This window comes from Rhodococcus sp. NPDC003322 (assembly GCF_053589555.1).
Genome location: NZ_JBSFSC010000008.1, coordinates 1 through 25402 on the forward strand (window position 1 = coordinate 1; position 25402 = coordinate 25402).

At 68.6% G+C, this 25402-nt stretch carries 22 protein-coding genes and 2 pseudogenes; 15 read left to right on the plus strand and 9 right to left on the minus strand.

Translation table 11 applies throughout. The features are described from left to right. Positions 1 to 938 precede the first annotated feature (938 nt). The 3 genes from ACWDUM_RS25885 (at position 939) to ACWDUM_RS25895 (ending at position 4025) form a co-directional block, all read left to right on the plus strand. Complete coding sequence (locus ACWDUM_RS25885; protein WP_450136197.1) at positions 939 to 1718, plus strand: GNAT family N-acetyltransferase; 780 nt, start codon at positions 939 to 941, stop codon at positions 1716 to 1718. A 77-nt stretch (positions 1719 to 1795) separates the two neighbouring features. Beyond that, complete coding sequence (locus ACWDUM_RS25890; protein ID WP_450136198.1) at positions 1796 to 2254, plus strand: MarR family winged helix-turn-helix transcriptional regulator; 459 nt, start codon at positions 1796 to 1798, stop codon at positions 2252 to 2254. Further along, a complete protein-coding gene (locus ACWDUM_RS25895) occupies positions 2247 to 4025 on the plus strand; it encodes an AMP-dependent synthetase/ligase (RefSeq protein WP_450136199.1) in 1779 nt (592 codons plus the stop codon). Before ACWDUM_RS25890 ends, ACWDUM_RS25895 begins: the two co-directional genes overlap by 8 nt. Before the next feature lie 30 nt (positions 4026 to 4055). Here the strand turns inward: ACWDUM_RS25895 and ACWDUM_RS25900 are convergent, their stop codons facing one another. Then, positions 4056 to 4640, minus strand: coding sequence for a hypothetical protein (locus ACWDUM_RS25900; protein WP_450136200.1), 585 nt, complete (start codon positions 4638 to 4640; stop codon positions 4056 to 4058). A 414-nt stretch (positions 4641 to 5054) separates the two neighbouring features. On the opposite strand from ACWDUM_RS25900, the gene ACWDUM_RS25905 reads away from it, so the two are divergent. Then, a complete protein-coding gene (locus ACWDUM_RS25905; RefSeq protein ID WP_450136201.1) occupies positions 5055 to 6611 on the plus strand; it encodes a carboxylesterase/lipase family protein in 1557 nt (518 codons plus the stop codon). 30 nt (positions 6612 to 6641) lie between these two features. Here ACWDUM_RS25905 and ACWDUM_RS25910 read toward each other — a convergent pair whose 3' ends face one another. Next, positions 6642 to 7085 carry a MarR family winged helix-turn-helix transcriptional regulator gene (locus ACWDUM_RS25910; protein WP_450114268.1) on the minus strand — a complete coding sequence of 148 codons (444 nt, stop codon included), beginning with the start codon at positions 7083 to 7085 and terminating at the stop codon, positions 6642 to 6644. A 135-nt stretch (positions 7086 to 7220) separates the two neighbouring features. On the opposite strand from ACWDUM_RS25910, the gene ACWDUM_RS25915 reads away from it, so the two are divergent. Then, complete coding sequence (locus tag ACWDUM_RS25915; RefSeq protein ID WP_450136202.1) at positions 7221 to 8414, plus strand: MFS transporter; 1194 nt, start codon at positions 7221 to 7223, stop codon at positions 8412 to 8414. A gap of 10 nt (positions 8415 to 8424) precedes the next feature. On the opposite strand, the gene ACWDUM_RS25920 is transcribed toward ACWDUM_RS25915, so the two are convergent. Continuing rightward, positions 8425 to 9669 carry an MFS transporter gene (locus ACWDUM_RS25920; protein WP_450136203.1) on the minus strand — a complete coding sequence of 415 codons (1245 nt, stop codon included), beginning with the start codon at positions 9667 to 9669 and terminating at the stop codon, positions 8425 to 8427. 100 nt (positions 9670 to 9769) lie between these two features. Beyond that, positions 9770 to 10065: pseudogene (locus ACWDUM_RS25925) on the minus strand (DUF2470 domain-containing protein). An 87-nt stretch (positions 10066 to 10152) separates the two neighbouring features. Here ACWDUM_RS25925 and ACWDUM_RS25930 point away from each other — a divergent pair. The 3 genes and pseudogenes from ACWDUM_RS25930 (at position 10153) to ACWDUM_RS25940 (ending at position 12273) form a co-directional block, all read left to right on the plus strand. Continuing rightward, on the plus strand, positions 10153 to 10518 hold the full coding sequence (locus tag ACWDUM_RS25930; protein WP_450136204.1) for a VOC family protein: 366 nt from the start codon (positions 10153 to 10155) through the stop codon (positions 10516 to 10518). Positions 10519 to 10615: 97 nt separating this feature from the next. Next, entirely contained in the window at positions 10616 to 11764 is a 1149-nt protein-coding gene (locus ACWDUM_RS25935; RefSeq protein WP_450136205.1) for an acyl-CoA dehydrogenase family protein, read from the plus strand. A 9-nt stretch (positions 11765 to 11773) separates the two neighbouring features. Continuing rightward, positions 11774 to 12273: pseudogene (locus tag ACWDUM_RS25940) on the plus strand (MaoC/PaaZ C-terminal domain-containing protein). A 54-nt stretch (positions 12274 to 12327) separates the two neighbouring features. Here the strand turns inward: ACWDUM_RS25940 and ACWDUM_RS25945 are convergent. From ACWDUM_RS25945 to ACWDUM_RS25965, 5 genes are read right to left on the minus strand one after another with little or no spacing between them, the layout of a single operon-like run. Then, positions 12328 to 12756: an OsmC family protein gene (locus ACWDUM_RS25945; RefSeq protein ID WP_450136206.1), complete on the minus strand. Its 429-nt coding sequence runs from the start codon at positions 12754 to 12756 to the stop codon at positions 12328 to 12330. Beyond that, a complete protein-coding gene (locus ACWDUM_RS25950; RefSeq protein ID WP_450136207.1) occupies positions 12753 to 14117 on the minus strand; it encodes an LLM class flavin-dependent oxidoreductase in 1365 nt (454 codons plus the stop codon). The genes ACWDUM_RS25945 and ACWDUM_RS25950 overlap by 4 nt, the downstream gene beginning before the upstream one ends. A gap of 14 nt (positions 14118 to 14131) precedes the next feature. Continuing rightward, entirely contained in the window at positions 14132 to 15211 is a 1080-nt protein-coding gene (locus ACWDUM_RS25955; protein WP_450136208.1) for an NrtA/SsuA/CpmA family ABC transporter substrate-binding protein, read from the minus strand. Between the two features lie 25 nt (positions 15212 to 15236). After that, on the minus strand, positions 15237 to 15992 hold the full coding sequence (locus tag ACWDUM_RS25960) for an ABC transporter ATP-binding protein (protein ID WP_450136209.1): 756 nt from the start codon (positions 15990 to 15992) through the stop codon (positions 15237 to 15239). Beyond that, positions 15992 to 16837, minus strand: a complete 846-nt coding sequence (locus tag ACWDUM_RS25965) for an ABC transporter permease subunit (protein ID WP_450136210.1) — start codon at positions 16835 to 16837, stop codon at positions 15992 to 15994. Before ACWDUM_RS25965 ends, ACWDUM_RS25960 begins: the two co-directional genes overlap by 1 nt. 189 nt (positions 16838 to 17026) lie before the next feature. On the opposite strand from ACWDUM_RS25965, the gene ACWDUM_RS25970 reads away from it, so the two are divergent. The 7 genes from ACWDUM_RS25970 (at position 17027) to ACWDUM_RS26000 (ending at position 25258) form a co-directional block, all read left to right on the plus strand. Continuing rightward, on the plus strand, positions 17027 to 17650 hold the full coding sequence (locus tag ACWDUM_RS25970) for a GntR family transcriptional regulator (RefSeq protein WP_450136211.1): 624 nt from the start codon (positions 17027 to 17029) through the stop codon (positions 17648 to 17650). Positions 17651 to 17720: 70 nt separating this feature from the next. After that, on the plus strand, positions 17721 to 18098 hold the full coding sequence (locus ACWDUM_RS25975; protein ID WP_450136212.1) for an SseB family protein: 378 nt from the start codon (positions 17721 to 17723) through the stop codon (positions 18096 to 18098). After that, positions 18095 to 18631, plus strand: coding sequence for a hypothetical protein (locus tag ACWDUM_RS25980; RefSeq protein ID WP_450136213.1), 537 nt, complete (start codon positions 18095 to 18097; stop codon positions 18629 to 18631). The genes ACWDUM_RS25975 and ACWDUM_RS25980 overlap by 4 nt, the downstream gene beginning before the upstream one ends. Next, a complete protein-coding gene (locus ACWDUM_RS25985; RefSeq protein ID WP_450136214.1) occupies positions 18628 to 23649 on the plus strand; it encodes a putative T7SS-secreted protein in 5022 nt (1673 codons plus the stop codon). The genes ACWDUM_RS25980 and ACWDUM_RS25985 overlap by 4 nt, the downstream gene beginning before the upstream one ends. Positions 23650 to 23711: 62 nt before the next feature. Further along, the gene (locus tag ACWDUM_RS25990; protein WP_450136215.1) at positions 23712 to 23894 is read left to right on the plus strand and encodes a hypothetical protein; all 183 of its coding nucleotides are present in this window, start codon (positions 23712 to 23714) and stop codon (positions 23892 to 23894) included. Between the two features lie 66 nt (positions 23895 to 23960). Then, on the plus strand, positions 23961 to 24356 hold the full coding sequence (locus tag ACWDUM_RS25995; RefSeq protein WP_450136216.1) for an Imm50 family immunity protein: 396 nt from the start codon (positions 23961 to 23963) through the stop codon (positions 24354 to 24356). A gap of 86 nt (positions 24357 to 24442) precedes the next feature. Then, complete coding sequence (locus ACWDUM_RS26000) at positions 24443 to 25258, plus strand: RHS repeat-associated core domain-containing protein (RefSeq protein WP_450136217.1); 816 nt, start codon at positions 24443 to 24445, stop codon at positions 25256 to 25258. Positions 25259 to 25402: the final 144 nt, after the last annotated feature.

Here is a 25402-nt window from a genome sequence, read left to right on the forward strand (position 1 = left end):
CTAAGCCCTCCAGCGCCGATGGTACTGCACTCGACAGGGTGTGGGAGAGTAGGACACCGCCGTACATAACATCCCCGGTTGCCCGGGATCAGGAGTTTTCTTCTGGTCCCGGGCATTCGGCATTTCTGGGGGTGTTTTCGTTTCTTGTTGGGGCTGGTGCCGGCGTTTCCGGTGTGCACACACCCGATGTCGCGTCCACACACGGAATGTACGCGCAAAAGCTGTGTGGACCGGCGAACTCCTGTGTGCTCGGCCGGCGGGGAGGCCGTGCCGCGATGCCGGTGGCGGTACTCGGTGCGGTAGCGTCCCGCGCCACCGAAAACCCCTGTGCACACACCCGATGCGGCGTCCACACACGGAATGCACGCGTAAAGGCCGTGTGCACCGCCGACCAGGCGTGTGCACACGACAATTCCGCTACCCGGCGCGGAAAACCCGTGTGCACACACCCGATGCCGCCTTCACGCACCGCGCAAAGGCCGTGTGGACCGGCGAACTCCTGTGCGCTCGGCCCGGCGTGAGGCCGTGCCGCGATGCCGGTGGCGGTACTCGGTGCGGCGGCGTCCGCGGCACCGAAAACCCGTGTGCACACACCTGATGCTGGATGCACAGACCGAATGCACGCGCAATGGCTGTGTGGACCGGCGAACTCCTGTGCGCTCGGCGTTTGGGGAGGCCGCGTGCCGATGCCGCGGTAGCAGTCGGTGCGGCGGCACCGAAAACCCCTGTGCACACACCTGATGCTGGATGCACAGACCGTATGCACGCGCAACGGTCGTGTGCACCGACGAAGAGTCGTGTGCACACGACAATTCCGCTACCCGGCGCGGAAAACCCGTGTGCACATACCTGTTGAAGCGTGCACACACGGGATGCACGCATAAAGGCCGTGTGCACCGACGAAAAGTCGTGTGCATCGGACTACCTAGGATCAGGACGTGAATCGGATACTCGGCGCGATGGACGCGAATCTGGCATCTCACGCGTCGCACCTGCACTCGGCGATACCAGGGGCTCGGGTACACACCAGCGACGATCTGCTTCTCGCGGACAGTGGCCTGCACGACGACACCTTCAATCTCATCTGTCGTGCGCGGTTCACGATCGACGATGCGTCGGAGCGCGTGGAGGACACCGCCGCACTCGTGCGCGGGACTGGGCGCCCGTTCTCGTGGTGGGTGGGCCCGGCGTCGACTCCCGCGGATCTGCCTGCCCTGCTTACGGTGAACGGATTCGTCGAGCAGGAATCCGAACTGGCCATGACCGCATCACTTTCCGATATCCCGGTTCCCGGCACTCGCTCGGATCTGCGGGTCGAAACCGTCCGCGATCGGCGGACGCTCCGCGACTACGCGACCCTGATGGCGGCGAACTGGACGCCGCCCTCGGCCACCGTGGTCTCGTACTTCGACACGGTTGCCGAGTCGATCCTGCGTCCGTCTTGCGCGAGTACCTTCGTCGTCGGGTATCTCGACGGACGTCCGGTCAGTGGCGCCGAGGTGCACGTCAGTGATGGTGTCGCAGGCCTGTACGGCGTCGTCACTCTCGACGAGTTCCGTCGTTGCGGCCACGGCACCGCGGTGACACTGGCCGCCCTGGACGTGGCACGCAGGGCAGGGACTCGGATCGCGGTCCTGGAAGCGACCGTCGAGGGTGCACCGGTCTACACACGGATCGGGTTCACCGCTGTCGGCAGGTACACCGAGTTCGCACTCTGAGCGGACGTAGCCGGAATCACTCCGGGGGCTGCATACCGGGGGTATTCACCCGCCTCCATCGGCGATATAGTTGCGTCATGCAACACAGCGGTGCCGTGACGCAGGTGCACGAGGAGCTCGTACACCTGGTGCGGCAGCTGATGACCGGCGATCGAGTGGACGCCGGTACCCCGACATTCGCCCAGCACTCGGTACTCTCGTTCATCGATCGCCATCCCGGCTGCCGGGCGACCGAGATCGCCGATGCTTTCGGGGTGCACCGGTCGACCGTGTCGAGGCAGGTGCGTGGATGCGTCGACAGCGGTTGGGTGAGTGCCCAGGCCGGACCCGTGCGCACCGGTCATCCTCTTTCGATCACCCCTGCCGGCCGCGAGGTGCTGGTCCAGGCGGCGGAACACCGCCTCGCCGAGGTGGCCGGCCGCGTCCGCGGCTGGTCGGACTCGGATGTCCAGCAGCTCGGCGAACTCCTGCACCGATTCCGTACGGCGATCCCAGATTCCACTCCCGACAACAGCGGAGGCGACCCGAATGCGTGAGTACGCGACCTCGCCCACTTTCACCATTGCCGATGACGATGCCGTCGTCCGGACGGTGTACCGGCACGCCAAGGAGACACCGGACCTGGTGTTGTTCTCCCGTCCGCGCGGCGAGCAGTGGGTGGACGTCACGGCCTCCGAGTTCGCGAACCTGGTCACCGGCGTGGCCAAGGGGCTGATCCAGGGTGGGGTGCAGCCGGGGGACCGGGTGATCCTGCTGTCGGCGACCCGCTTCGAGTGGTCGCTCCTCGACTTCGCGATCTGGGCGGCGGGCGCCGCATCGGTGCCGATCTACGATTCGTCGTCGGCGGATCAGGTGAAGTGGATCGTTCAGGACTCGGGTGCCAAGGTCGCGATCGTCGAGACCGCGTTCCACGCCGAGTCCTTCGTCGACTCCGGTGCCCGGGTCCTGCAGATCGACGACGCCGCCGTCGAGACGCTCCTCGCGTCCGGTGCGGACCTCGACGACGACGCCGTGGAGCAGCGGGTTTCGGCTCTGCGGGCCGACGATCTGGCGTCGCTGGTGTACACCTCGGGGACGACGGGACGGCCGAAGGGCTGTGTGCTCACGCACCGGAACTTCCTGTCCGAGATCCGGGGCATCCTCGCCTCCAGTGTCGGCTCGGTCGCTCGGCCCGGCAACCGGATGTTGACGTTCCTGCCGCTCGCGCACGTCCTCGCCCGTGCCGTGTCGCTGGCGATGTTCGAGGCCGGCGGCACCCAGGCTCACTGGTCCAATTTCGGCACCATTGTCGGGCAGTTCGCGAGGTTCCGTCCGAACGTGATCCTCGGTGTGCCAAGAGTTTTCGAGAAGGTTCGCGATGCTGCCGCGCAGCAGGCGTCGGCCGGGGGAGCGCTGAAGAAGCGCATATTCGACTTCGCGGAGACCACGGCCGTCGAGTACAGCGAGGCGCTCGACTCGGGCGCGCCGTCGCCGTTGTTGCGGGTCAAGCACTTCGTCGCCGACAAGCTCGTCTACTCGAAGTTGCGTACCGTCCTCGGCGGCGAGTGCTGGTGGGCGATCTCCGGCGGCGGAGCGCTCATGCCGCGCCTGGGGCATTTCTTCCGCGGTCTCGGCGTCCCGATCTATGAGGGCTACGGCCTGACGGAATCCACTGCGGCCCATTGCGTCAACATGCCGCGGGCCCAGAGGATCGGGAGCGTCGGGCAGCCGCTCGGCGGCAACGCGGTCCGGATTGCAGATGACGGCGAGATCGAACTGCGCGGCGGTGTGGTCTTCGGTGGGTACTGGAACAACGACGCCGCGACCGCGGAGGTCTTCGACGGTGACTGGTTCCGTACCGGTGACCTCGGGTCGCTCGACGAGGACGGCTACCTCACCATCACCGGACGCAAGAAGGATCTCCTGATCACCGCCGGTGGCAAGAACGTCTCGCCGGGCCCGCTCGAGGACCGGATGCGATCGCACGAACTCGTGTCGCAGGCCGTTGTGGTCGGGGACGGGCGGCCGTTCATCGGGGCGTTGGTCACGGTGGATCCCGACACGTTCGCGCGCTGGCGCACCGAGAACGGCAAGGCCGAGGACGCCACGGTGGCGGACCTGAGCGAGGACGCGGACCTGCGGGCCGCGGTCCAGGCGGTGATCAACGACGCGAACTCGTCGGTGTCGCATGCGGAGTCGGTGAAGAAGTTCGTCATCCTCTCCCGCGATCTGACCGAGGAGAGCGGCGAGCTCACCGCGACGTTGAAGATCAAGCGCAATGTCGTTGCCGAACGGTTCGGCGCCGAGATCGATTCGCTCTACTCCTGAACCTCGATGACCCGTTTCACGCGAAGCGGGTCACCAGAGCCGGTAGGCCGCGTCCGAGACCGTGAAGCCGTGACCCGCGGCGCTGGCACACGTCACGCCGGTGTGTTCGTCGACGGTGCAGGTGAAGCCCTGCACCCGTAGCGCCGACCCGTAGGGCAGTGCTTTCGCGGTGCCGTCGAAGCGGTGGAACGCTGGATCGCCGGTGGCGGCGAACTCGCCGGGACCGGCGGCGGTCACGCGGATTGCGTTCGGGGCCATGGTGCCCGGACCGCCCGGAGCCGGCACCTGTGGCGCTGTGGCGGGAAGCTTGCCGTGGCATCCGGCCACCGGATTCGGGGCGGTGACGACGGCGCACTCGAACTTCGAACTCGGGCTGGTGAAGTAGTACGACCCGCTCGCGCCACCCATGTACTCCGCCACCTGCGCCGCGGGTGCGGTGCTTGTGGTCGTCGGTTGGGTTCGCGTGGTGGTGCGTGGTGCTGCGGAAGTGGTTGTCGTCGCCGTCACCTGCTGCGTGGTCGGGGCGGCGGAGCCGTCCACCGAATGCGCGCAGCCCCCGACCACAGCTGTGCAGCAGACGACGGTGAGCAGCAGAATGATTCGTGACGCACCCATGCGCGCCATGGTAGGGCTTGGCCGATGGCGTCGGATCGACCGAGTGGTGGTCGCCCGGCCGCTGCGCAAGCGTGCACAAGTCTGCGGCCCGGGCCTGACGCACCTGCCGACGGCCGCGACGTCATGGCCCGCGGACAGGTCGCACTCGCCCTGCCCGACCTCGTTCACGTCGGGCGAGAAGGACACCGTGGGCGATCGTGGCTCCGAAACCGGAGAGGCGCCGCCGGTGACGCCGGCACGTGGCGGTGGTCCGGGGCCTGGGGCGCCTTCATGTGGGCCATTGCACCTGATCGGGTGGCTGTGAGGCGGTGCTCGTCTCGAGCATGGCGAGACGTGCGTGACGAGCAGACGCCGAGCCGGGCGGCCCCTTGGTACGTTGGCGAATGACGTGACCGCGGCCCGAGGGAGGCAGTCGTGCAGACCGACGAGAACGGTGCAGTGAGGTCACCGGACACCCTGACGGTGCGGATATCGGACGGCGCACTGCGAGGATATGCAGCGGGTTCGGTGCTCGTGTGGAAGGGCGTGCCGTACGCGTCGGCGGGGCAGGGCCGCCGGTTCCGCAGTGCGCTGCCGGTGACGCCGTGGGACGGTGAACGCGACTGTCGCGACTTCGGCCCCATCGCTCCGCAGGCCAAGGCCATGCAGGTGCCGATCGATCCCGACCTGGTGCAGGACGAGGACTGCCTGTCGCTGAACGTGTGGGCGCCGCGTCCGGACGGAGAGCCGCGACCGGTGATGGTGTGGATCCACGGCGGCGCGTACTGCGTCGGTGCCTCGTCGCAGACGGTGTACGACGGCAGGCATCTGGCCGAGACCGGGGATCTGATCGTGGTCACCGTGAACTACCGGCTCGGTGTGTTCGGGTTCCTCGACTTCTCCTCGTTCGGGGCGGAGTTCGAGTCCAACATCGGATTGCGGGACCAGATCGCCGCCCTCGAATGGATCCGCGACAACATCGCCGCGTTCGGGGGCGACCCCGGGAACGTGACGGTGTTCGGGGAGTCGTCCGGCGCCGGGTCCATCACCACGCTCATGACGGCGCCGCGGGCGGAGGGCCTGTTCCATCGCGCGATCGCGCAGAGCGCGCCGGCCACGTCGGTGTACGGGACGGAACGGGCGGCCGCCGTCGCCGCCCGGTACCTCGAGCTCGCGGGACTGGCGCCGGCCGACGCCGGGCGGCTGCGGGAGCTGCCGTTCGAGGAGCTCACCCGGATCGGCGACAAACTGCTCGACGATGTCGTCACCTCCGTGCCCGGAACACTCGCGATGGCGCCGGTCGTCGACCGGGATCTGGTGCCGAAGTACCCGGTGGCGGCGTTCCAGAAGGGACTCGCGCATCGGATTCCGCTGATCATCGGAACCAACAGGGACGAGGCGTCCATATTCCGGCTGACCCGGTCGCCGATCCTGCCGGTCACCGCGGACACCGTGTCGCAGATGTTCGACGCGATCGCCGCCGACCACGCGGACCTGTCGCCGTCGCGGATCGCCGAGGTCATCGCCGCCTACCCCGACTTCATGAAATCGACCGGGGCGATGGCCGTCTCGCGTGATGCCGCGTTCCGGATGCCGTGCCTGTGGATCGCGGACGCGCACTGTTCGCACTCGCCGACGTGGGTGTACCGCTTCGACCACGCCACCCCCATGCTCAAGGCAGCCCGGGTCGGAGCGAGCCATGCCACCGAATTGCCCTACGTGTTCGGCAATTTCGGCACCCTGAATGTCGATCCGACGTTCTGGCTCGGTGGGCGAAAGACCGCGGTCGAGGTGGCGGGCCGGATGCAGCGGCGCTGGTTGGCGTTCGCCCGGCACGGGGTGCCCGCCGCGCTGGACGGGTCGAAGCACTGGGCCCGGTACACGGATGACACCCGCTCGACCCTGTTGATCGACAAGTCCGACACCCTCGTCTCCGATCCGGACCAGGCGCTCCGGGCCGCCTGGGGCAATGAGGTGATGGGCTTCAGCTGAGCGGGCGGCAGCTGACCGGCGCGGCCGCCGTCAGCGCGGCAGGGCGTGCAGTGCCGCGACGAGCGGTGCGAGTTCCGGTGTGGCGCAGGCTTTGTCCAGTGCCTGTTCGAGGGTGGCGTCGTGGGTGGGTCGCGCCCGGTCGAGCAGCGCCCGCCCGGCCTCGGTGACCTCGGTGTAGATCCCGCGGCGGTCGTCCTCGCACAGGTACCGCGCGAGCAGTCCGCGGCTCTCGAGCCGGTTCACGAGTCGCGTGGTCGCGCTGCTGCTGAGTGCCGCGGCGCGGGCCAGCTGTGCCATGCGCATGTGCCACCCGTCCTGGCGTCCGAGGGCGTCGAGGACGGTGTACTCGACCACCGACAGGTCGTGCTCCCGTTGCAGTGCGCGTTCGAGCTCGGTGTCGAGCAGTCCGTGCAGGGCCGCGAGGGTCCGCCAGCCCTGTGCTCGCACCTCGACCGCGTCGTCCGCGATACCCACGTCCACCTCCCGTTGTCGTCACCCGAGCATAGCCGCTTGCGCTGATAGTCGGCGCGTGCAACTATTTATGACGCGCCTGCAACTAATGCATACGCGCGATATCTGCTCAAGCAATCGAAATATGGAGGAACTCGGATGCCTCTCGGTCTCCTGGCCCTTGCCGTCGGCGGGTTCGGTATCGGTCTCACCGAATTCGTGATCATGGGCCTGTTGCCCGACGTCGCAGGCGATTTCGCCGTCTCGGAGGCCACCGCCGGATACCTGATCTCCGGCTACGCGCTGTCCGTCGCGGTGGGTGGCGTCGTGCTGACGGCCGCCGCCGGACGCTTCGACCGCAAGCGGGTCCTCATGGCTCTGCTGGTGCTCTTCGTCGTCGGCAACGCGCTCAGCGCCCTCGCTCCGACCTACGACGTCATGCTGGCCGGCCGGATCGTTGCGGCACTGTGCCACGGGGCATTCTTCGGGATCGGGGCCGTCGTCGCCGCCGACCTGGTCGCCCCCGGCAAGCGCGCGGCCGCGATCGCGATGATGTTCACCGGCCTGACGGTTGCGAACGTGCTCGGAGTGCCGGCGGGGACCTTCATCGGTCAGCAGTTCGGCTGGCGGTCGACCTTCTGGGCGATCACCGCGATCGGGATCGTGGCGCTCGCAGGCATCGCCGCCCTGGTCCCGTCCACCACCGGGGACCGGATCGGCGGCGGCCTGCGGGCGGAACTGCGAGCCTTCCGATCGGGGCAGGTCTGGTACTCGATCGCGATCACGGTCCTCGGATTCGGCGGCATGTTCGGGGCGTTCACCTACATCGCCTACACGCTCACCGAGGTCGGCGGGTTCGCCGCCGCGACGGTGCCATGGCTGCTCGTGCTCTTCGGCGCCGGATTGGTACTCGGAAACACCCTCGGCGGACGAGCCGCCGACCGGGCGCTGACCCCGACGCTGATCACGATCCTGGCCGTGCTGACCGTGGTGCTCGTCGTGTTCGCGCTCACCGCGCACAGCAAGCCGGCGACGCTGGTGTCGCTGATCCTGATGGGCGCCTTCGGGTTCGCCACCGTCCCCGGCTTCCAGATGCGGATCATGAACCATGCGGCGTCGGCGCCGACGATGGCATCCGGCGCCAACATCGCCGCGTTCAACCTCGGCAACGCCATCGGTGCGTGGCTCGGCGGGCTCGCGATCGCCGCGGGACTCGGCTTCACCGCCCCGATCTGGATCGGTGCCGCCGTCACCGCGACCGGTCTGCTGGTTCTGCTCGTCGCCACCGCCTCCGAGCGGCGCGCGGACGTCGCCGGCGAACAGGCTGTGTCGAAGGTGCCCGCGCCGGTGTGAGGGCCGGGGTTCACACCGGTGGATCGGCAGGGTCGTCGAGTTCACGCAGGGCAGGGAGCAGGAAGCAGATCGCGGCGATCACGCACACCGGGATCGCGAGCGCGAAGAACGTCACCTGCAGACCGACGGCGTCGATCATCGGTCCCGCGAGCAGGTACCCGAGCGGACCGGCCGCATAGGCGGTGGACGTCATCACCCCGACGACCCGCCCGCGCATGTGCTCGGGGCTGCGGGTCTGCATAGCGTAGTTCGCGATCGGGCCGACCGGGCCGTACACCAACCCGATCGCCGCGGCGAGGACGAGCGTCACCCACAGCGGCGGCAGGAACGCCATCCCGACCATGCAGAGGCCGAGCGCGGTGACGGCGACCAGCATCAGGGTCCGGCGGCGCACCCGGGCGGCGAGCGCGCCGTAACCGAGGGCCCCGATCACGCCGCCGATGCTCATTGCCATCAGCACCCAGCCAAGCTGCGCGGGCTGCCCGAGGTCGGTGAAGTGCACCGGGAACAGGACGCTCTCGACCGGCATGTACAGCGCCACGATGGCCATGTCGACGAGGGCGAGGGTGCGGAGCAATCGGTTGCGCCACACGAACTTCAGCCCCTCGAGGGTCCCGGACCACATCGACGCGGGACGGGTCTCGTGGTCCGGGACCCCGGCACCGTCGAGGCGAAGGAACGCGATCGTCGCGATCGACCCGGCGAAGCAGGCCGACGTCACCCACAGTGTGTTCACCGGGCCGACGGTGGCGATCAGCACGCCACCGACGCCGGGTCCGATCAGATACGCGACGTTGTAGTTCGCCTCGTAGAGACTGTTGACGCGGTCCAGTCGCCAGCCCGCGGCGGTCGTCGCTGCCGGCAGCATCGACTCTCGGGCCGAGATGCCGGCCGGGTCGAATGCGGCGCCGAGCGCGGCCAGGGCCGCGATCAGCGGGACCGACAGTCCGATCGTCGCGGCGGAGACGGGAATCAACGCCACCGACAGCGCGGACAGTGAATCGGAGACGAGCGAGGTGCGACGGCGACCGAACCGGTCGACGACGGTCCCGGAGAACAGCGACGAGAGCAGCAGAGGGAGTGTCGCGGCGCCGGCCACGACGGCCGCATCGGTGGCCCGTCCGGTCTGCTGGAGCACCAGCCACGGCAGAGCCACGATCGTGATGCCGTTGCCCGTCGCGGACAACAGGGTTGCGAGGTTGACCAGCAGCAGGGGCGTCAGCCGGCGGGTGGAGATCGCCGTCGGCGCGGTCATGTCGGGGCCCTTTCAGGACGGGGGAGACATGACTCGACGCTAGCCGTCCCGTTCGGTGCGCGCGAGCGAATTTCGCCGAGCCCTGGTTCGGTGTGGTTCGTCAGTGGCCGCCGGGTTCGACGCCGAGTCGCTCGCACGCCGCGTGGTACAGCGCGACGACCTCGGTGCGGATCGACGCTCGGTCGGTGACCGTGCGAGCCACGGCACCCGTACGGCACGCTCGGTGCCGCCGACCGTCGCCGTCCACTCGCCGGCTTCGGTGTCGAGTCCGGTCATGTGGGCCGCGGTGGCGTCGGGTTCGGCGAATGCACGGACGATCGCGAGATTGTCGGCGGAGTGGTCGCCGTTCATGTGGCCGGTGACCGCGGCGATGACTGTGTCGTCGAAGTTGCTCATGCGGCCAGGGTAAGGGGTGCGCAGCCGGAGGATCGGTGTCCCGCGGACGGTCGGCGCGAGCGCCCGGGTCGGCCTAGGCTCACCGGCATGACGCGCCCCGAGATCGTCGTCGACTACACCGTCCTGGATTGTCCGGACCCCGCCGCGCTCGCCGAGTTCTACCGCGACGTCCTCGGCTGGGGGATCGTCCGGTCGGAGGGGGACTGGGCGGTGCTGCAGGGCCCGGGTGAACTGCGGCTGGCGTTTCAGCTCGCCCCCGACTTCACCCAGATCTCGTGGCCTGCGGAGGGGGTGAAGATGCACCTCGACTTCGTGGTCGACGACATGGATGCCTCGGCCCGGTGGGTCATCGGCCTGGGGGCCCGCCTCGTCGAGGGCGGTGAGAACCATCCGACCTTCCGGGTCTTCCGCGATCCCGTCGGGCACCACTTCTGTCTCTGTGTCCGCAACTGAGCGATCGCTAGTACGGATGCATCGTTAGCATGGCGTCCGATAGTGGTGCGCGCATGGGCGCGCCCGGTGTACCCGGATCCGAAGAGGCGGTAGTTCGATGAAGAAGTACGTCCCCACCTGGCACGACGACGAGGTTCGTGCCCTGTCCGAGCTCGCGGGCGGGTTCTTCGAACGTGAGATCGTCGCGCACAACGAGAAGTGGGACGCCCAGCACCGCATCGACCGCGAGGTGTGGTTCGAGGCGGGCAAACTCGGCCTGCTGTGCTGCTCGATTCCGGAGGAGTACGGCGGCGGTGGCGGTACCTTCGCCCACGACCTCGCCGTGTTCGAGGCCCAAGGCTATGCGGGCGACCTGTCGTTCGGCATCTCCGTGCACAGCGGCATCGTGCCGCACTACATCCTCGCGTACGGCACCGAGGAGCAGAAGCAGGCGTGGCTGCCCGGCATGGCGACCGGCGAGATCCTCGGCGCGATCGGCATGAGCGAACCCGGAGCCGGCTCGGACCTCAAGGCGATCAAGACCACGGCGATCCGGGACGGCGACGAGTACGTGGTCAACGGGTCGAAGACGTTCATCACCAACGGCTCGTCCGCCGACGTCATCGTGATGGCGGTCAAGACCGACCCGAAGGCCGGGGCCAAGGGCGTCTCGATGCTCATCGTCGACCTGCGCGAGACGCCCGGGTTCGCGGTCGGGCGGGTCCTCGACAAGGTCGGTCAGCTCGGCGCGGACACCTCCGAACTGTCGTTCACCGACGTGCGTGTTCCGGTGACGAACCTGCTGGGCGAGCGCGAGGGGCAGGGCTTCGGTCAGCTGATGACGCAGCTGGTGCAGGAGCGGCTGATCATCGCCGCGCAGGCCGTCGGTGCCACCCGCCGCGCCGTGGACGACACCGTCGCCTACACCAAGCAGCGGGAGGCGTTCGGGCACAGCCTGTTCGAGCTCCAGAACACCGCGTTCGAACTCGCCGAGTGTCAGACCATCGCGCGTACCTGTGAGACGTTCCTCGACCACTGCATCCGGCAGCACCTGGCCGGCGAACTCGACGCCGCCGAGGCCGCGATGGCGAAGTACTGGCTCACCGACAAGCAGTGCGAGGTGATCGACCGCTGCGTCCAGCTGCACGGCGGATACGGCTACATGCGTGAGTACCTGGTCGCGCGGATGTACCAGGACGCGCGGGTCCAACGGATCTATGGCGGCGCCAACGAGATCATGAAGGGCATCATCGCCAAGGCGCTGTAGTCCCCGCCAATGGTGATCCTCCGTGCCCCTGGCAGCATCGAGGTCATGAGCGATGTGAAGTACGCGGAGGATCTGACCGTCGGCGAGGTGATCGAACTCGGGTCGCACACCGTCACCGAGACCGAGCTGGTCGACTTCGCGACCGCGTGGGATCCGCAGGACTTCCACGTCGACAAGGAGGTCGCGGAGAGGGGCTACTTCGGCGGGCTGATCGCGAGCGGGATCCACTCCATGGCGGTGCTGCAGCGGCTTTCGGTGGATGGCGCGTACGGCACCTGAGCGTGATCGGCGGCCGCGGGCTCAAGGACGTGCGGTTCTGGCGTCCGGTGCGGCCCGGTGACGCCCTCACCGGAACCATGCGGATCGACGAGGTGACCTTCGACGACCACGGCCGCGGGCTGGTGACCTCGACCGGGCAGCTGCGGGACCGCGACGGGAACCGGGTGCTCGACGCGGTCACCGAGGCGTACGTGCGACGTCGGCCCGCCGGCGACCGAACCGCGGGGTGAACGGACCGTTCGGGACGCGTGAGTTTCCGGACGGTCCGCTCACGTGGGCTCGGCTCAGGCCGTCGCGACCGCGAGGTCGATCCCGCTGCCGCGCCGAATCGTGTTGTAGATCGGACAGGTTGCGACGAACCGCTCCGCGAGGGTGTCCGCCGCGGCCCGATCCGTCCCCTGCACGGTGATCGTGATCCGGGTGAAGTCGTAGCGCGTCGGATCCACGCTGCCGCGGGCGTGTTCGGCGTCGACTGTGATCCCGGTGACCGGCAGTCCGAGCTCCTGCGCGTTGGCCTCGAAGTTGGCCATCGCGCAGGACACGAGCGCGGACAGCAGGAGCTCGCCTGCCTGGATCGACTCGCCCGGACCGAGGCGCGAGTCGGTGACCAGATGGTTCGTCCGGGCGTCGACCACGAACCGCCCGGGCACACCCGAGATGGTGTGCCCGGAGACCCGGGCGACGTTCGGCGGCGTGATGGTGGTGCTGCTCATCCGGTGATGCTCGCGGACTTGGGGATCCGGTTCTCCCACTCGCCTGCGGCCGCCCGGTCGAGGCCGAGGTTCTCGCGCAGCGTTGCGCCCTCGTACTCGGTGCGGAACAGGCCCCGCTTCTGCAGTTCGGGGACGACCTGGCGGGTGAAGTCCTCGAACCCGCCGGGCTGGTACGGGGCCTGCACCATGAAGCCGTCGCACGCGCCCTCGGTGAACCACTGCTCGAGGCCGTCGGCGACTTCGGCTGCGGTGCCGATGAATCCGCCCTCGACGCGGCCGCCGTACTGCTTGCCGAGCTCGCGCAGGGTCAGTCCCTCACGCTCGGTGATCTCGCGGACCTCGTGGTAGTGGCCCTCGACGCCGGGAACCTCGACGTCGGGCAGGCGTTCGTCGAGCGGGAACGTCGAGAGGTCGACGTCGAGGTGGTAGGCGAGGGTGGACAGCCCGCCGAGCGGTGGCACCAGCTCGTACAGCTCCGCGAACGTCTGCTGTGCGATGGCGTTGGTGGCGCCGATGACCGGGGCGATGGACGGCAGGATCTTCACCTGGCGCGGGTCGCGGCCGTGCGCGGCGGCGCGTTCCTTGATCTCCCGGTAGAACGCCTGCGCGGATTCGAGCGAGGCGTGGCTGCAGAAGATCACGTCGGACCAGCGGGCTGCGAAGTCCTTGCCCTTCGCGGAGGCGCCGGCCTGGATGACCACCGGGTAGCCCTGCGGCGGACGGGGCACGTTCAGCGGCCCCTGCACCGTGAACCACTCGCCCTTGTGGTCGATCGCGTGCACCTTGGCGGGGTCGGCGAACAGCGGCGCCTCGGTGTCGAGCACCAGGGCGTCGTCCTCCCAGCTGTCCCACAGCTTCGCGGCGACCTCGAGGAACTCGTCGGCGCGTTCGTACCGCTTGTCGCGGGGGAACTGCTCGTCGCGGTTGAAGTTGCGGGCCTCGGATTCCTGGAAGGAGGTGACCACGTTCCACGCCGCGCGTCCCCCGGTGAGGTGGTCGAGGCTGGCGAACGAGCGGGCGACGGTGAACGGCTGTGCGTATGTGGTGGACACGGTGGCGGCCAGGCCGAGGTGTTCGGTGACGGCCCCCATCGACGAGAGCACGTGCAGCGGGTCGAGTCGCATCGACCCGAGTGCGCCGTTGCGCAGCTGTGTGTCGGTGCTCGATCCGAATCGGTCGGGGACGGACAGGATGTCGGCGAAGAACGCGAGGTCGAATCGGCCGTCCTCGAGGGTGCGCGCGATGTTCTGGTAGTAGTCCGCGGACAGCCAACCCGGAACGGAGGCGGGGTAGCGCCAGCCGCCGGGACGGCCCGGCCCTGCGGTGATGAACGCGGCGAGGTGCATCTGGGAGTCGGACATGAGGGTGCTGATACCTACTTCGAGAGTTCCTGGTCGATGATGGACTTGATCGAGTCGAACCGCGGGTCCTGCAGCCACGAGGTGACGTCGACCTGGTCGGGGTAGATGCCGAGGCGGTGGAAGTTGTCCGCGAGGTCCTGGGTACCCGTGATCGCGTTCGCGTCGACCGAGGTGAACTGTCCCGCACCGGAATAGGAGAGGCGGCCGGACTTCACGAGGTCGAGGTACACCTGTGCCTCGAGCTCGCTGCCCGCGAAGCCGCCGAGCCGGGTGAACTCGGCGACCGCGGCCTCGGGGTTCGCCTCGATCCAGCGTTGCGCGTCACGCACGTTGCGGACCAGCGTCGCCGCCTCCTGTGGGTGATTGTCGGCGAACGATTCGCTGGCGACGAAGAAGGCGTAGTCGTAGGTCTTCACGTCGGGCAGGGTCGCGGCGTTGTGCTTGCGCTTGGCCAGCTCGGCGGTCGGCTGCCAGGTGATCCAGGCGTCCACCTTGCCCTGCGCGAACGCGGCCTCGGCGTCGGCTGCGGTGAGGTTGACGTACTCGATGTCGTCCATCGTCAGGCCCGCCGACTCGAGGTACTTGACGAGGCTGTAGGTGCCGGTGGTGCCGCGATGGTCGGCGACCCTGCGGCCCTTGAGGTCCGCGGCCGACTTGATGGTCGAGCCCTGAGGGACGAGGACCTCCACCTCGTCGCTCGGCAGCGGGTACGCCACCAGCGGCACGATCGGCACCCCGCCGCCGATCGCGTAGATCACGGCGGTCGCGGTAGCGAACGAGAAGTCGACGCTGCCGGACTTGATCGCCTCCATGACGGGCAGTGACGCCGGGAAGCCGGACGGCCACTGCACGGGCACCCCGCCGAGGTCGGCGCTGAGGTCGAATCCGCCGAGTCCGTTGCGCAGCACCGCGCCGGGCTCGGTGTTGCCGTCGCCGATCAGCGCGTACCGGACCTCGGTGAGGGGGCCGCCCTCGGACGCGGCGGCGTCGGTGCCGCAACCCGCCAGCGACAGGGCCGTCAGCCCGAGCAGTCCGGCGCCGGTGGCCTTGAGGAAGCCGCGCCGGTTCAGGGCGGGGGTGATCAGGGGTGACATGCGAAACGAACCTTCCTTCGGTGTGTCAGGAGTGCAGGGCGCGGTCGGCCTCGAGGAGCCCGTCGAGGAACTCCTCCTTCCATCCGGCGAGCCGGGCGTCACCGCGATGGCGGGGGCGGGCCTGGTCGATCCGCAGATCCCGGGTGATGCCGCGCTCGGTCAGCAGCAGGACGCGGTCGGACAGGACGAGCGCCTCCTCCACGTCGTGGGTGACGAGCAGGACCGTCCGGGGGTGCTCGGCGAGAACGCGTTCGAGCAACTGCTGCATGGTGACCCGGGTGATCGCGTCGAGCGCACCGAACGGCTCGTCCAGGAGCAACACATCGGGCTGGTGCAGCAGGGCCCGCGCGAGGGCGACACGCTGGCGTTGGCCGCCGGAAAGCTCGGAGGGCCAGTCGTTCTCGCGTCCGGACAGGCCGACCTCGCCGAGCAGCGCGGCGGCCTCGTCGCGGCGCCCCCGGGTGCCGAGTTGCACGTTGTCGAGGACGCTGCGCCACGGCAGCAGGCGGTCCTCCTGGAACATCATGCGGGACACGACGGGCCGGTCGACGGTCGGCTCGACCCGGCCCTCGGTGGGCTCCTCCAGTCCGGCGAGGATGCGGAGCAGGGTGGACTTGCCGACGCCGCTCGGGCCGAGGAACGTGACGAACTCACCGGGGGCAATGGACAGGTCGATGCGGTCGAGGACCTGCTTGTCGCGGTAGCGGTGCCCGACACCGAGCAGGTCCAGGCCGACGAGGTCGTCCTCGGGCGCGGTGCGCTGGCTCCCCTTGCCGCCCATCACCGATCTCCCTTCTGGTAGTTCGGGTTCCACCGCAGGACCCGGGCCTCGACGAACCGGATGAGCTGATCCGCGAGCAGGCCGGCGAGCGCGTAGAGCACGATCGCGAGGACGATTCGGTCGTTGCGGAGCAGATCGCGGCCGTTCTGTGCGAGATAGCCGATGCCCTCGCTGGTGGCGATGGTCTCGGCGACGACGAGGGTCAGCCAGGCGACACCGAGGGCATAGCGGATGCCGGTCAGGGTCATCGGCATCGCGCCGGGCACGATGATCTGCCGGATTAGGGCGCCGCGGCCGAGGCCGTAGGACCGGCCGAGCTGCACGAGCTTCGGGTCGACGGTGCGGATGCCTGCGACGGTGTTCAGGTACACGGGGAAGATGACGCCGAGGGTGACGAGCACGACCTTCGGCACCTCCCCGATGCCGAACGCCGCGATGAGCAGTGGCACCAGCGCGAGATGCGGCAGCGCGCGCAGCATCTGCAGCGTCCGGTCGACGAGGCCTTCGGCGATCCGGGAGAGCCCGACGGCGAACCCGAGGGCGAGCCCGATCGAGGCGCCGATGACGAAGCCGAGGACGATCCGGCGCACGCTCACCAGCAGGTGGGTCTGCAGTTCGCCGGTGCTCCACAGGTTCGCGGCGGTGTCGAGGACCTTGCTCGGCGGCGGCAGGATCGCCGCGGAGATCACCCCGGTGGACGAGGCCCACTGCCAGCCGAGCACGACCAGCACCGGCACCACCCAGGGGAGCAGCGCGCGGCCGCTCGGCCGGGGGTTCAGGTGGTGGCGCCGTGGGGGTGTGGTCGGTTCCGGCGCCTGAACCGGCGCGAGGGTCGTGTCGGTCATGACCGGACCGTGGTGGGTGCTGGGGTGTGCATCGTTCTCCTCGCAGTGTGTTGCGGAGAGCACGATAAATACGAGTGCACGCATATGACGACATATGTATACACATGGATTCAAACTATTTACTTGTGTTCACGACCCTGGTAAGCGTTGCCCCGTTCGGTTTCAGTCGTCACGGAATGGGGAGGGTCGGTGCGGAACGCGGTGTCGCCGTACACGCAACTGCGCGAACGGATCACGGGCGGGCACTGCCCACCGGGTTCGATGCTGGTACCCGCCGCGGTGGGCGTCGAGCTGGGACTGTCGCGCACCCCGGTCCGCGAGGCACTGCACCGCCTGGAGAGCGAGGGGTTGGTCACGAAGGTGACCCGCGGCTACGTGGTGCGCGAACGTAGCGAGGAGGAGGTGCTCGAGATCTGCGACGCGCGCATCGCGCTCGAGTCCGCGGTGGCGCACTCGGCCGCCGGCCGGCGGTCCGACATCGACGTGGCGCGATTGAGCAGATTGCTCGAAAGCGCCGTGGCGGCACCGGATCCCGCGTCGGCGCTACGGCTGCACAACGAATGGCACGCGGCGCTGCGCGTCGCCGCCCACAACACGACCATCGCCGAACTGATGGACCGGCTCGACGCCCAACTCGCCGTCTACGACGCCGAGGAGTCGAAGGCGCCGTCGAACCTCACCCAGATCGAGGCCGAGCACCGCGAGATCCATGCCGCCGTCGTCGCAGGGGACGGGGAGCGGGCCCGCACCCTGATGATCGCGCACCAGGAACGCACCCGCGACATCCGGATCGCGGCGATGGCGTCGCGCTAGCTCCGCCGACGGCACGCTATCCTTGCCCGGCGCGTCGGGGGACGCGGGGGACGATCCGGGGGGATTGCAGGTGGGGGAGCTCGACGACGGCCGTGTGGTGCTGCGCGGGGAGATCGAGGCGTTCCGGCAGGGATTCGGTCAGCCGGATCTGCTGACCGCCGCGCTGCGTGACGCGCTGGTGTTGCTTCCCGTCACCGACGACGACCGCATCCTGATCAGCACGGTTCGCGGCGTCGACTGGCTCTGTGCGTTCACCGACGAGTCGGAGCACGCGGCGTACCTCCACGCCCGGGGCGGGGCGGCGTCCGCGCGGTACCGGGCGCTGTTCGGCCGCCGTCTCCTCGACGAGATCCTCCCCGCGCTGCCGCGCCCGACCGGGGTCGTGATCGACGCCGCCGGCGCGGCGCCGATGGCGTTCCCACCGGATCTCGAGCGGGTGGCGTCGTGAGCGAACTCGCGGTCGACCCGCAGGTCCTCGTGCAGGCGGCCGAGGGCATCAACGCGATCACCGGTTCCCTCGCCGACCTCGGCATCGGCGAGACCGCCTCGATGGGCCGCGGTTTCTCGCTGCTGTCGCTGTCGCCGCTGGACGCGGGCGCGCACGACGTGCAGGCCGGGTTCGAGGAGTTCGTCGAGCGCTGGTCCTGGGGTGTGCGGCATCTGGTGCAGGCCGCCAACTCGATTGCGCAGACCCTGGACCTGAACGCCGGCCGCTACCACGACATGGAGCAGACCACCGAGACCATGTTCAAGACGGTGTGGACCGACATCGCAGGCAACCCACACCTCAGCAGCGAGGAGGTCGCCGACCGCGACTGGGGCGAAACCCTCGCGGACAATCCGGTCAACAATGTCCTGCACCCCGAGTACAGCGTCGGGTCGTTCACCGATGCCTACCGGGAGATACGGGCAAACGGGGTCACGGCCGTATCTGCCGTGACCGGAGCGGATGCGGGTCCCGGATCCGGGCGCCCGCAATGAGCTGGCTCAGCGACACCTGGGAGGCGGCGAAGGGAACGATCGATGACGCCGGTGACTTCCTCACCGACACCGCCGAATCCGGTACCGAAACCCTCGGCCAGGCGGTCGACTCCGGACTGGACAGAGCCGCGCGGTTCGCCCGCGACCTGGGTGCGGACACGATTGCGGACACCCTGACAGGACTCGGTGACCGGGTCGCCGACATCACCGGTGGGGCGGTCGACGAACTCGAACTCGGCCAGACCGACGACCCCCGAGAACTCGTCCGCGGCGATCCGGCCGCGATCGGCGAGGCCGTCTCGACGCTGGCCGAGATGGCCTCCGGCATCGCGCTGACGGGCGACTCCCTCGCCGCGATCGACACCGCCGGGTGGACGGGGAGCGCCTCGGATGCGTTCGACTCGGTGTACGACAAACAGCCGGGACTCTGGCGCGCGGCATCCGACGCCATGACGACGGCAGGGAACTGCCTCACCTCGTGGGGGCACGCCGTCGCGGCGGCACAGGCGCGCGCCGCGGATGCCGTGGTGCTGTGGCGAGAGGCCGAGTTGGCTCGGGCCGCGAGTGCAACAGCGGGTGGCGAGGTCACCGACACGTGGAGCGAGGCGAAGGACACGGCCACGGAGATCCTTCGCGGTGCCCGCGCCGAACGTGACGGCGCCGCCATCCGGATCGCCTCCCAGTTGGCGGCGGCCACCGAGTCCGCGCCGACCGAACCTCCCTTCACCGACCGTGTTTTCGCCGATGTGGCGGACCTTCACGGTGTGGCGCAGATGGCGGAGGCGAACTTCACCTCCGGACTGGTCACCTCGGTCTCCGGCATCGTGGGGTTCGTCCGCCAGGTCAACCCGACCGACCCCTACAACCTCAGCCATCCCGCCGAGTACGCGGAGTCTATGTCGGCGTTGGTGGCCGGCCTGTTCGTCGCCGCCTCGGACCCGGGCGCCGTCGTCGAGGGAATGCTGACGGACTTCCGCGAGAACCCGTTCGAGGTGCTCGGCGGCCTCACCGGCGACGCGGTTCTCACCGTGGCGACCGGCGGTGTCGGGGGTGCGGGCGTCGCCGCCGTGCGCGGGGCGGAGCGGATCGCGGACGTCGCCGACGGGATCGCCGATGCGGCGCGGCTCGCGGAGCGCGTCCCGGAGGTACATCGGCCCGGAGCGATTCCGGACACGGCGCGACCGGAGATCCCGGAAGCCCATGCTGCACCCCAGACCGAGCCCGCGGACATGCACTCGACAGCGGACACCGATCCCGCGGCGTCACCGCGTGCAGACAGCGGCGACCCGAACCCGCCCGCCGGCCGAGAACAGGTCCCGGCCTCCGACTCGACGGGTCACGGGTCCGCCGACTCCACCTCCGACGGGGCAGGCCAACCGGACCACGACACGGAACCGGCCACCCGCGAACCGGATTCGGGCGGCGCGGGTGCGCCCGAGGTGGGCGGTGACGCTGCACCCACACCCCACGAGCTCGCGGACGCGGACAGTGGTGCGTACCAGGCGGCGGCGGACAACGGGGTCGAAGCCGACCGCACGGGACATCAGAACACCGAGGGCGGCGACCCGGTCGATGTGGCGACGGGAGAATTCCTGCTCCCGGAAACCGATCTCGCGCTCCCCGGTGTGCTTCCCCTCGTCCTGGGACGTCGGCACCGGTCGAACCATCGATTCGGCCGATGGTTCGGGCCGAGCTGGTCCGCGACCCTCGACCTGCGCGTGGTGGTCGAGGAATACGGCGTCACGTTCCTCGCCGAGGACGGCGTGATGCTCACCTACCCGCACCCCGAGGTCGACGCCGAGGTGCTGCCGACGTCCGGGCAGCGCTGGCCGCTCACCCGCACCGAGACCGGCGGCTATCGCATCCACGACCCCGACCGCCGCATCACCTGGCACTTCGCGCCGAAACCCGAACTGGGCGGGGTGGATGCCGCACTCGGCAACCTGGCGATCAGTGCGATCACCGACCGGCATCGCAACCGCATCCTGTTCCGGTACGACGCGGACGGGGCGCCGCGGGAGATCTCGCATTCCGGTGGCTACCGGGTGCTCGTCTCCGCTGTGGCGGGCAGAGTGACGTCGCTGTCCGTCGTGGACCGCGACGAGACGGTGCGAGTGCGCCGATTCGGCTACACGGGCGGCAACCTCACCTCGGTGACGACCGGGGAAGGGGGCGTCACCCGATACGAGTACGACGCGGACGGCCGGATGCTCGCGTGGGTCGACGACAACGGCACCCGCATGGACAACACCTACGACGAGGACGGCCGCGTCGTGCTCCAGCGGGGCACCGCGGGAATCATGAACTGCCGCTTCGAGTACACCGACCTGCCGAGCGGGCGGGTCACCGTCGTCACCGACTCCACCGGGGCGGCCACCACCCACGGTTTCGACGCCGATCTGCGGTTGCGCGACCTGATCGATCCTGTCGGCGGGCACACCCACACGGATTACAACAGTCGGCGCGAGCCGCTGCGCGTCCGCACCCCGGACGGCGCCACCACGGGATACGCGTACACGCCAGATGGGGACGTCGCCCGCATCACCCGGCCCGACGGCGCAGTCGTCACCGTCCAGTACTCCGCACCGAAACAGCCGGCGGCCGTGCATCACCCGGACGGCGCCACCATTCGGCAGCAGTGGGACGAGTGCGGCAGACTCGTCGCGCTCATCGACCCGTCCGGTGCCAGAACCTCGTACGGTCACCACAACACCGGTGCGATCGCCCGCGTCACCGATCCGACCGGCGCCACCACCCTCGTCGAGTGCGACGCCGCCGGATTGCCGGTCGGGGACATTGACCCGACCGGCGCGGTCACCAGGATCGACCGGGACGGATTCGGCCGCCCCGTCCAAGTCGTCGACCCAACCGGCGCCACCACCGTCCAGACCTGGTCCCCGAGCGGGCACCTGCTCAGCCGAACCGATCCCGACGGCGCCGCGGAAACCTGGTCGTACGACGGGGAAGGCAACCTGCTCGCCTACACGGACGCGGTCGGCGGCATCACTCGGTACGAGTACGGGCCGTTCGATCTACTCGCCGCGCGCACAGAGCCGGACGGCACGGCCACCCGGTACGAGTGGGACACCGAGCGCAGGCTCACCGCCGTAACCAACCCGCTCGGCGATACCTGGACCTACCGGTACGACCCGGCCGGGCGCCTGATCTCCGAGACCGACTTCACCGGAGCCACGACCACCTACACCCGGGACCCGATGGGCCAGCCCGCGACGGTGACCGCCGCGACCGGGGTGACCCGCACCCACGACTACGACCTGCTCGGCCGGCTCACCGACCTGCGCGCCGACACCGGGGAGCGTCGCCGCTTCGTCCACGATCTCGCCGGACGGGTCACGCTCGCGGAGTCGATCGCCGCCGACGGTACCGCGCACACCGTCGAATTCGACTACACATCACACGGTCTGGCGGTGAGCGAGACGGTGGACGGACGCCGCGCGGCCTTCGAGCACGACCTCGCCGGTCGGCGGACCCGGCGGGTGAGCGCGACCGGTGGGGAGACGACGTGGCGATGGGATCCGGCGGGACGACTGTCGGCGCTGACCATCGACGGGCGGGGGATCGACTTCACCCACGACGCACGAGGCGCCGCCACCGGCTGGCGGATCGGTGAGATCGCGCTCGCGCAGACCCACACCGCATCCGGTCGGCTCGCCGGACGCTCCGTCACCGCGCACCCCGCGTCCGCGCTGAACCTGGGACTCGGAGGCGGGTCGGGTGCTGCCCCGGCGGTGCTTCGGGAGGACACCTACGACTACCGGCCGGACGGCTACCTGGTCCGGCACCTGGCACTGGCGGGCGATGCGCGTCTGCAGACCGACTACACGCTCGACCCGGTTGGCCGGATCACCGCCATCGACCGCGGTCACGTGACCGGTGAACGGTACGGATACGACGGGCTCGGAAACATCTCGCGGGCCGGCGACGATCGACGCGAGTACCGCCGAAACCTCATCGTCCGGGACGGGCGCAGCCGCTACCACCATGACCGCGCGGGGCGGCTGGTGCGCAAGGTGGTGACCCGGCTGTCCCGCAAACCCGATGTCTGGCAGTACCGGTACGACGCGTTCGACCAACTCGTCGAGGTGATAGCCCCGGACGGGCGGCGCTGGCGGTACACCTACGACGCGTACGGCCGCCGCACCACCAAGTCGCGGGTGGCGGACGACGGGACGGTGGTCGAGCGGACCCGGTTCGTTTGGGACGGAGTTCAACTCGTCGAGCAGGACGTCGCGGGTGAGGTGACGCGATGGACCTATCGGCCGGGTGGGTTCGCGCCCCTGACGCAGTCGCGGGTCGATGCCGAGTTCTTCGCGATCGTCACCGACCTCGTCGGCTTGCCGGTGGAGCTGGTCGACCCCGGCGCGGGCGAGGTCGTGGGGTCGGCTTCTGCGGACCTGTGGGGACGGACGACGTGGCAGGGGGAGTCCACGCCACTGCGGTTCCCGGGGCAGTACTTCGACGACGAGTCGGGCCTGCACTACAACCTGCACCGCAACTACGATCCCGCGCTCGGGCGGTACGTCACGCAGGATCCCCTCGGCCTGAGGCCGGCGCCGAATCCCAGTGCGTACCCACACAACCCGACCGGGTGGATCGACCCGCTGGGGCTGACGCCGGAGGCGTGTGGGGACACGCGCAACCCCGACGAACGATCTGCCGAAGCGCTCTCCCGCGGTTCTGGTTGGGCCAGTTGGGGCGCCGATACTTATCGACATGGTGGGCTGATGTCGACTATCGAGCACATCATGTACCGGCATGGCCCGGACTCGGGTTTTGGGGGCATAGGAAGATTCCTGGCGGGGACACGCGCCTCAGAGATCAAAGGGTTGGTTGAGGAGGTGCTTGCGCACGGTGACCTGACTAGCAGCCGTGGGACAATTCAACTGTCACACGATTTCGATCATCCGATCGGAACGGCCCGAAACGGCGATCTGACCTCCTCGATGCAGGTATATGTTCGAGATGGTTGGATCAAGACCGCTTTTCCACGGGGGTGAGTGAATTGAATGACATGTTGTGTGAGTTCATTGAGGCAGAGTGTGATGAGTACACGCGAAATATGCTGCTCGATGCGGTGGGTGAGGCCGCCGCCCATAAAATGATTCGTTACGTCACACTCGACGTATTCAACGTGACCATCGACGGGAACGCGGACCTTGTCACAATCGATGACGAGTTGGACGTGACTCGGTCAACTGAGGTCGAGCTTAGTGAGTTCAAGTCCGCGATCCTCAGGAAATGAGGTTGGCGGAGGCGGGAAGTATCCGGAGTCACGGTGACGAGTTGGCGCCAGGTTTGGAGGCAGCGGGTGAGTTGGGTTGATCTCCTTCTTGACAATAGGAGTATCCGGGCAATATTCGGCGATGTGGACCCATCGCTCGACTCGGTCGACCTCCACGAAGTGCGGCTGGACAGGCAAGGGGGGTCTCTCATCCTGAACCTTGACCTTGCCGACTATCCCGCGGTCCCGCCCAAGAAATGGGTTGCACAGGAAGCGAACACGGTTCAGATCGAACTTGAGCTTTCGCCCGTTCACAGCGTGACAATCGAGGGCTGGGGTACCGAGATGGGCACACACATTGAAATAGCTCGGAACGCTGAGGGCAGGATCGAATTAACGTGTCGGGACGTCCCGAGGATCAAGGTGACAGCAGAGTGGTTGTCGCTGCGGAAGATTGGTGCCTACCAGAGCGTAATGCGATGAACTCGAACTCGTGGCCGAACAGTTCGCTCGACCTCGGTTCGGCATCGTAGCTCGCTGATCGCGGCGACGAAGGCGGCGGCGACTGGATGGTGGCCTACTGGGGCCACTTCACTTGGGACGGCACTCGACTCGTCGAGCAGGAGACATCCGGGGAGATGACCCGGTGGACGTATCGGCCGGGCGGGTTCGCACCCCTGACACAGTCGCGGGTCGATGCCGAGTTCTTCGCGATTGTCACCGACCTCGTCGGCTCGCCGGTGGAGCTGGTCGACCCCGGCGCGGGCGAGGTCGTGGGCTCGGCATCGGCGGACCTGTGGGGACGGACCATCTGGCAGGGGGAGTCCACGCCGTTGCGGTTTCCGGGGCAGTACTTCGACGACGAGTCGGGCCTGCACTACAACCTGCACCGCTACTACGACCCCGCACTCGGGCGGTACGTCACGCAGGACCCACTCGGCCTGAGGCCGGCGCCGAATCCCAGTGCGTACCCACACAACCCCACGGGATGGATCGACCCGCTGGGGCTGACGCCGGAGGCGTGTGGGAGTGCTGGCGTTGCTGGAATGGGGTATCTCGACTCCAGCACCTATGAGTACCTCTATCGCGGCGTCTACTACGGACATCCCGCACATGCCGATGCGCTCGACGGTGTTGCCGTGCCATGGGGCGGCCACCACGACCCACATCTCCACAACCAGGGTGACAACAACAGCATTTTCACTTCGTGGACCGTCGACGAGTCGATTGCGCAGGACTTCGCGCGCAGCGGAAACGGTCCGGGAGTTGTCTTGCAGATGCCCAACGTTGATGGCCCAACCTACACTCGGGTCCCATCGCCGGATGCCTTTGGCGAGTTCGAAGTACTGATTGCGGGGCCGGTTCGCAATGCCGAGATACGCTGACCGCACAAGACCAGGACGCAAGGATCAGTCATGAGCGCACTTCCGCGGTTGTTGGGGGCCGAGTATGTTCGGCGACAACTCGATCGGCTGGGATTGGAGCCGTCGATTGCGGCTGGCGTCGGTGTCATTTTGCAGAGTTGTACC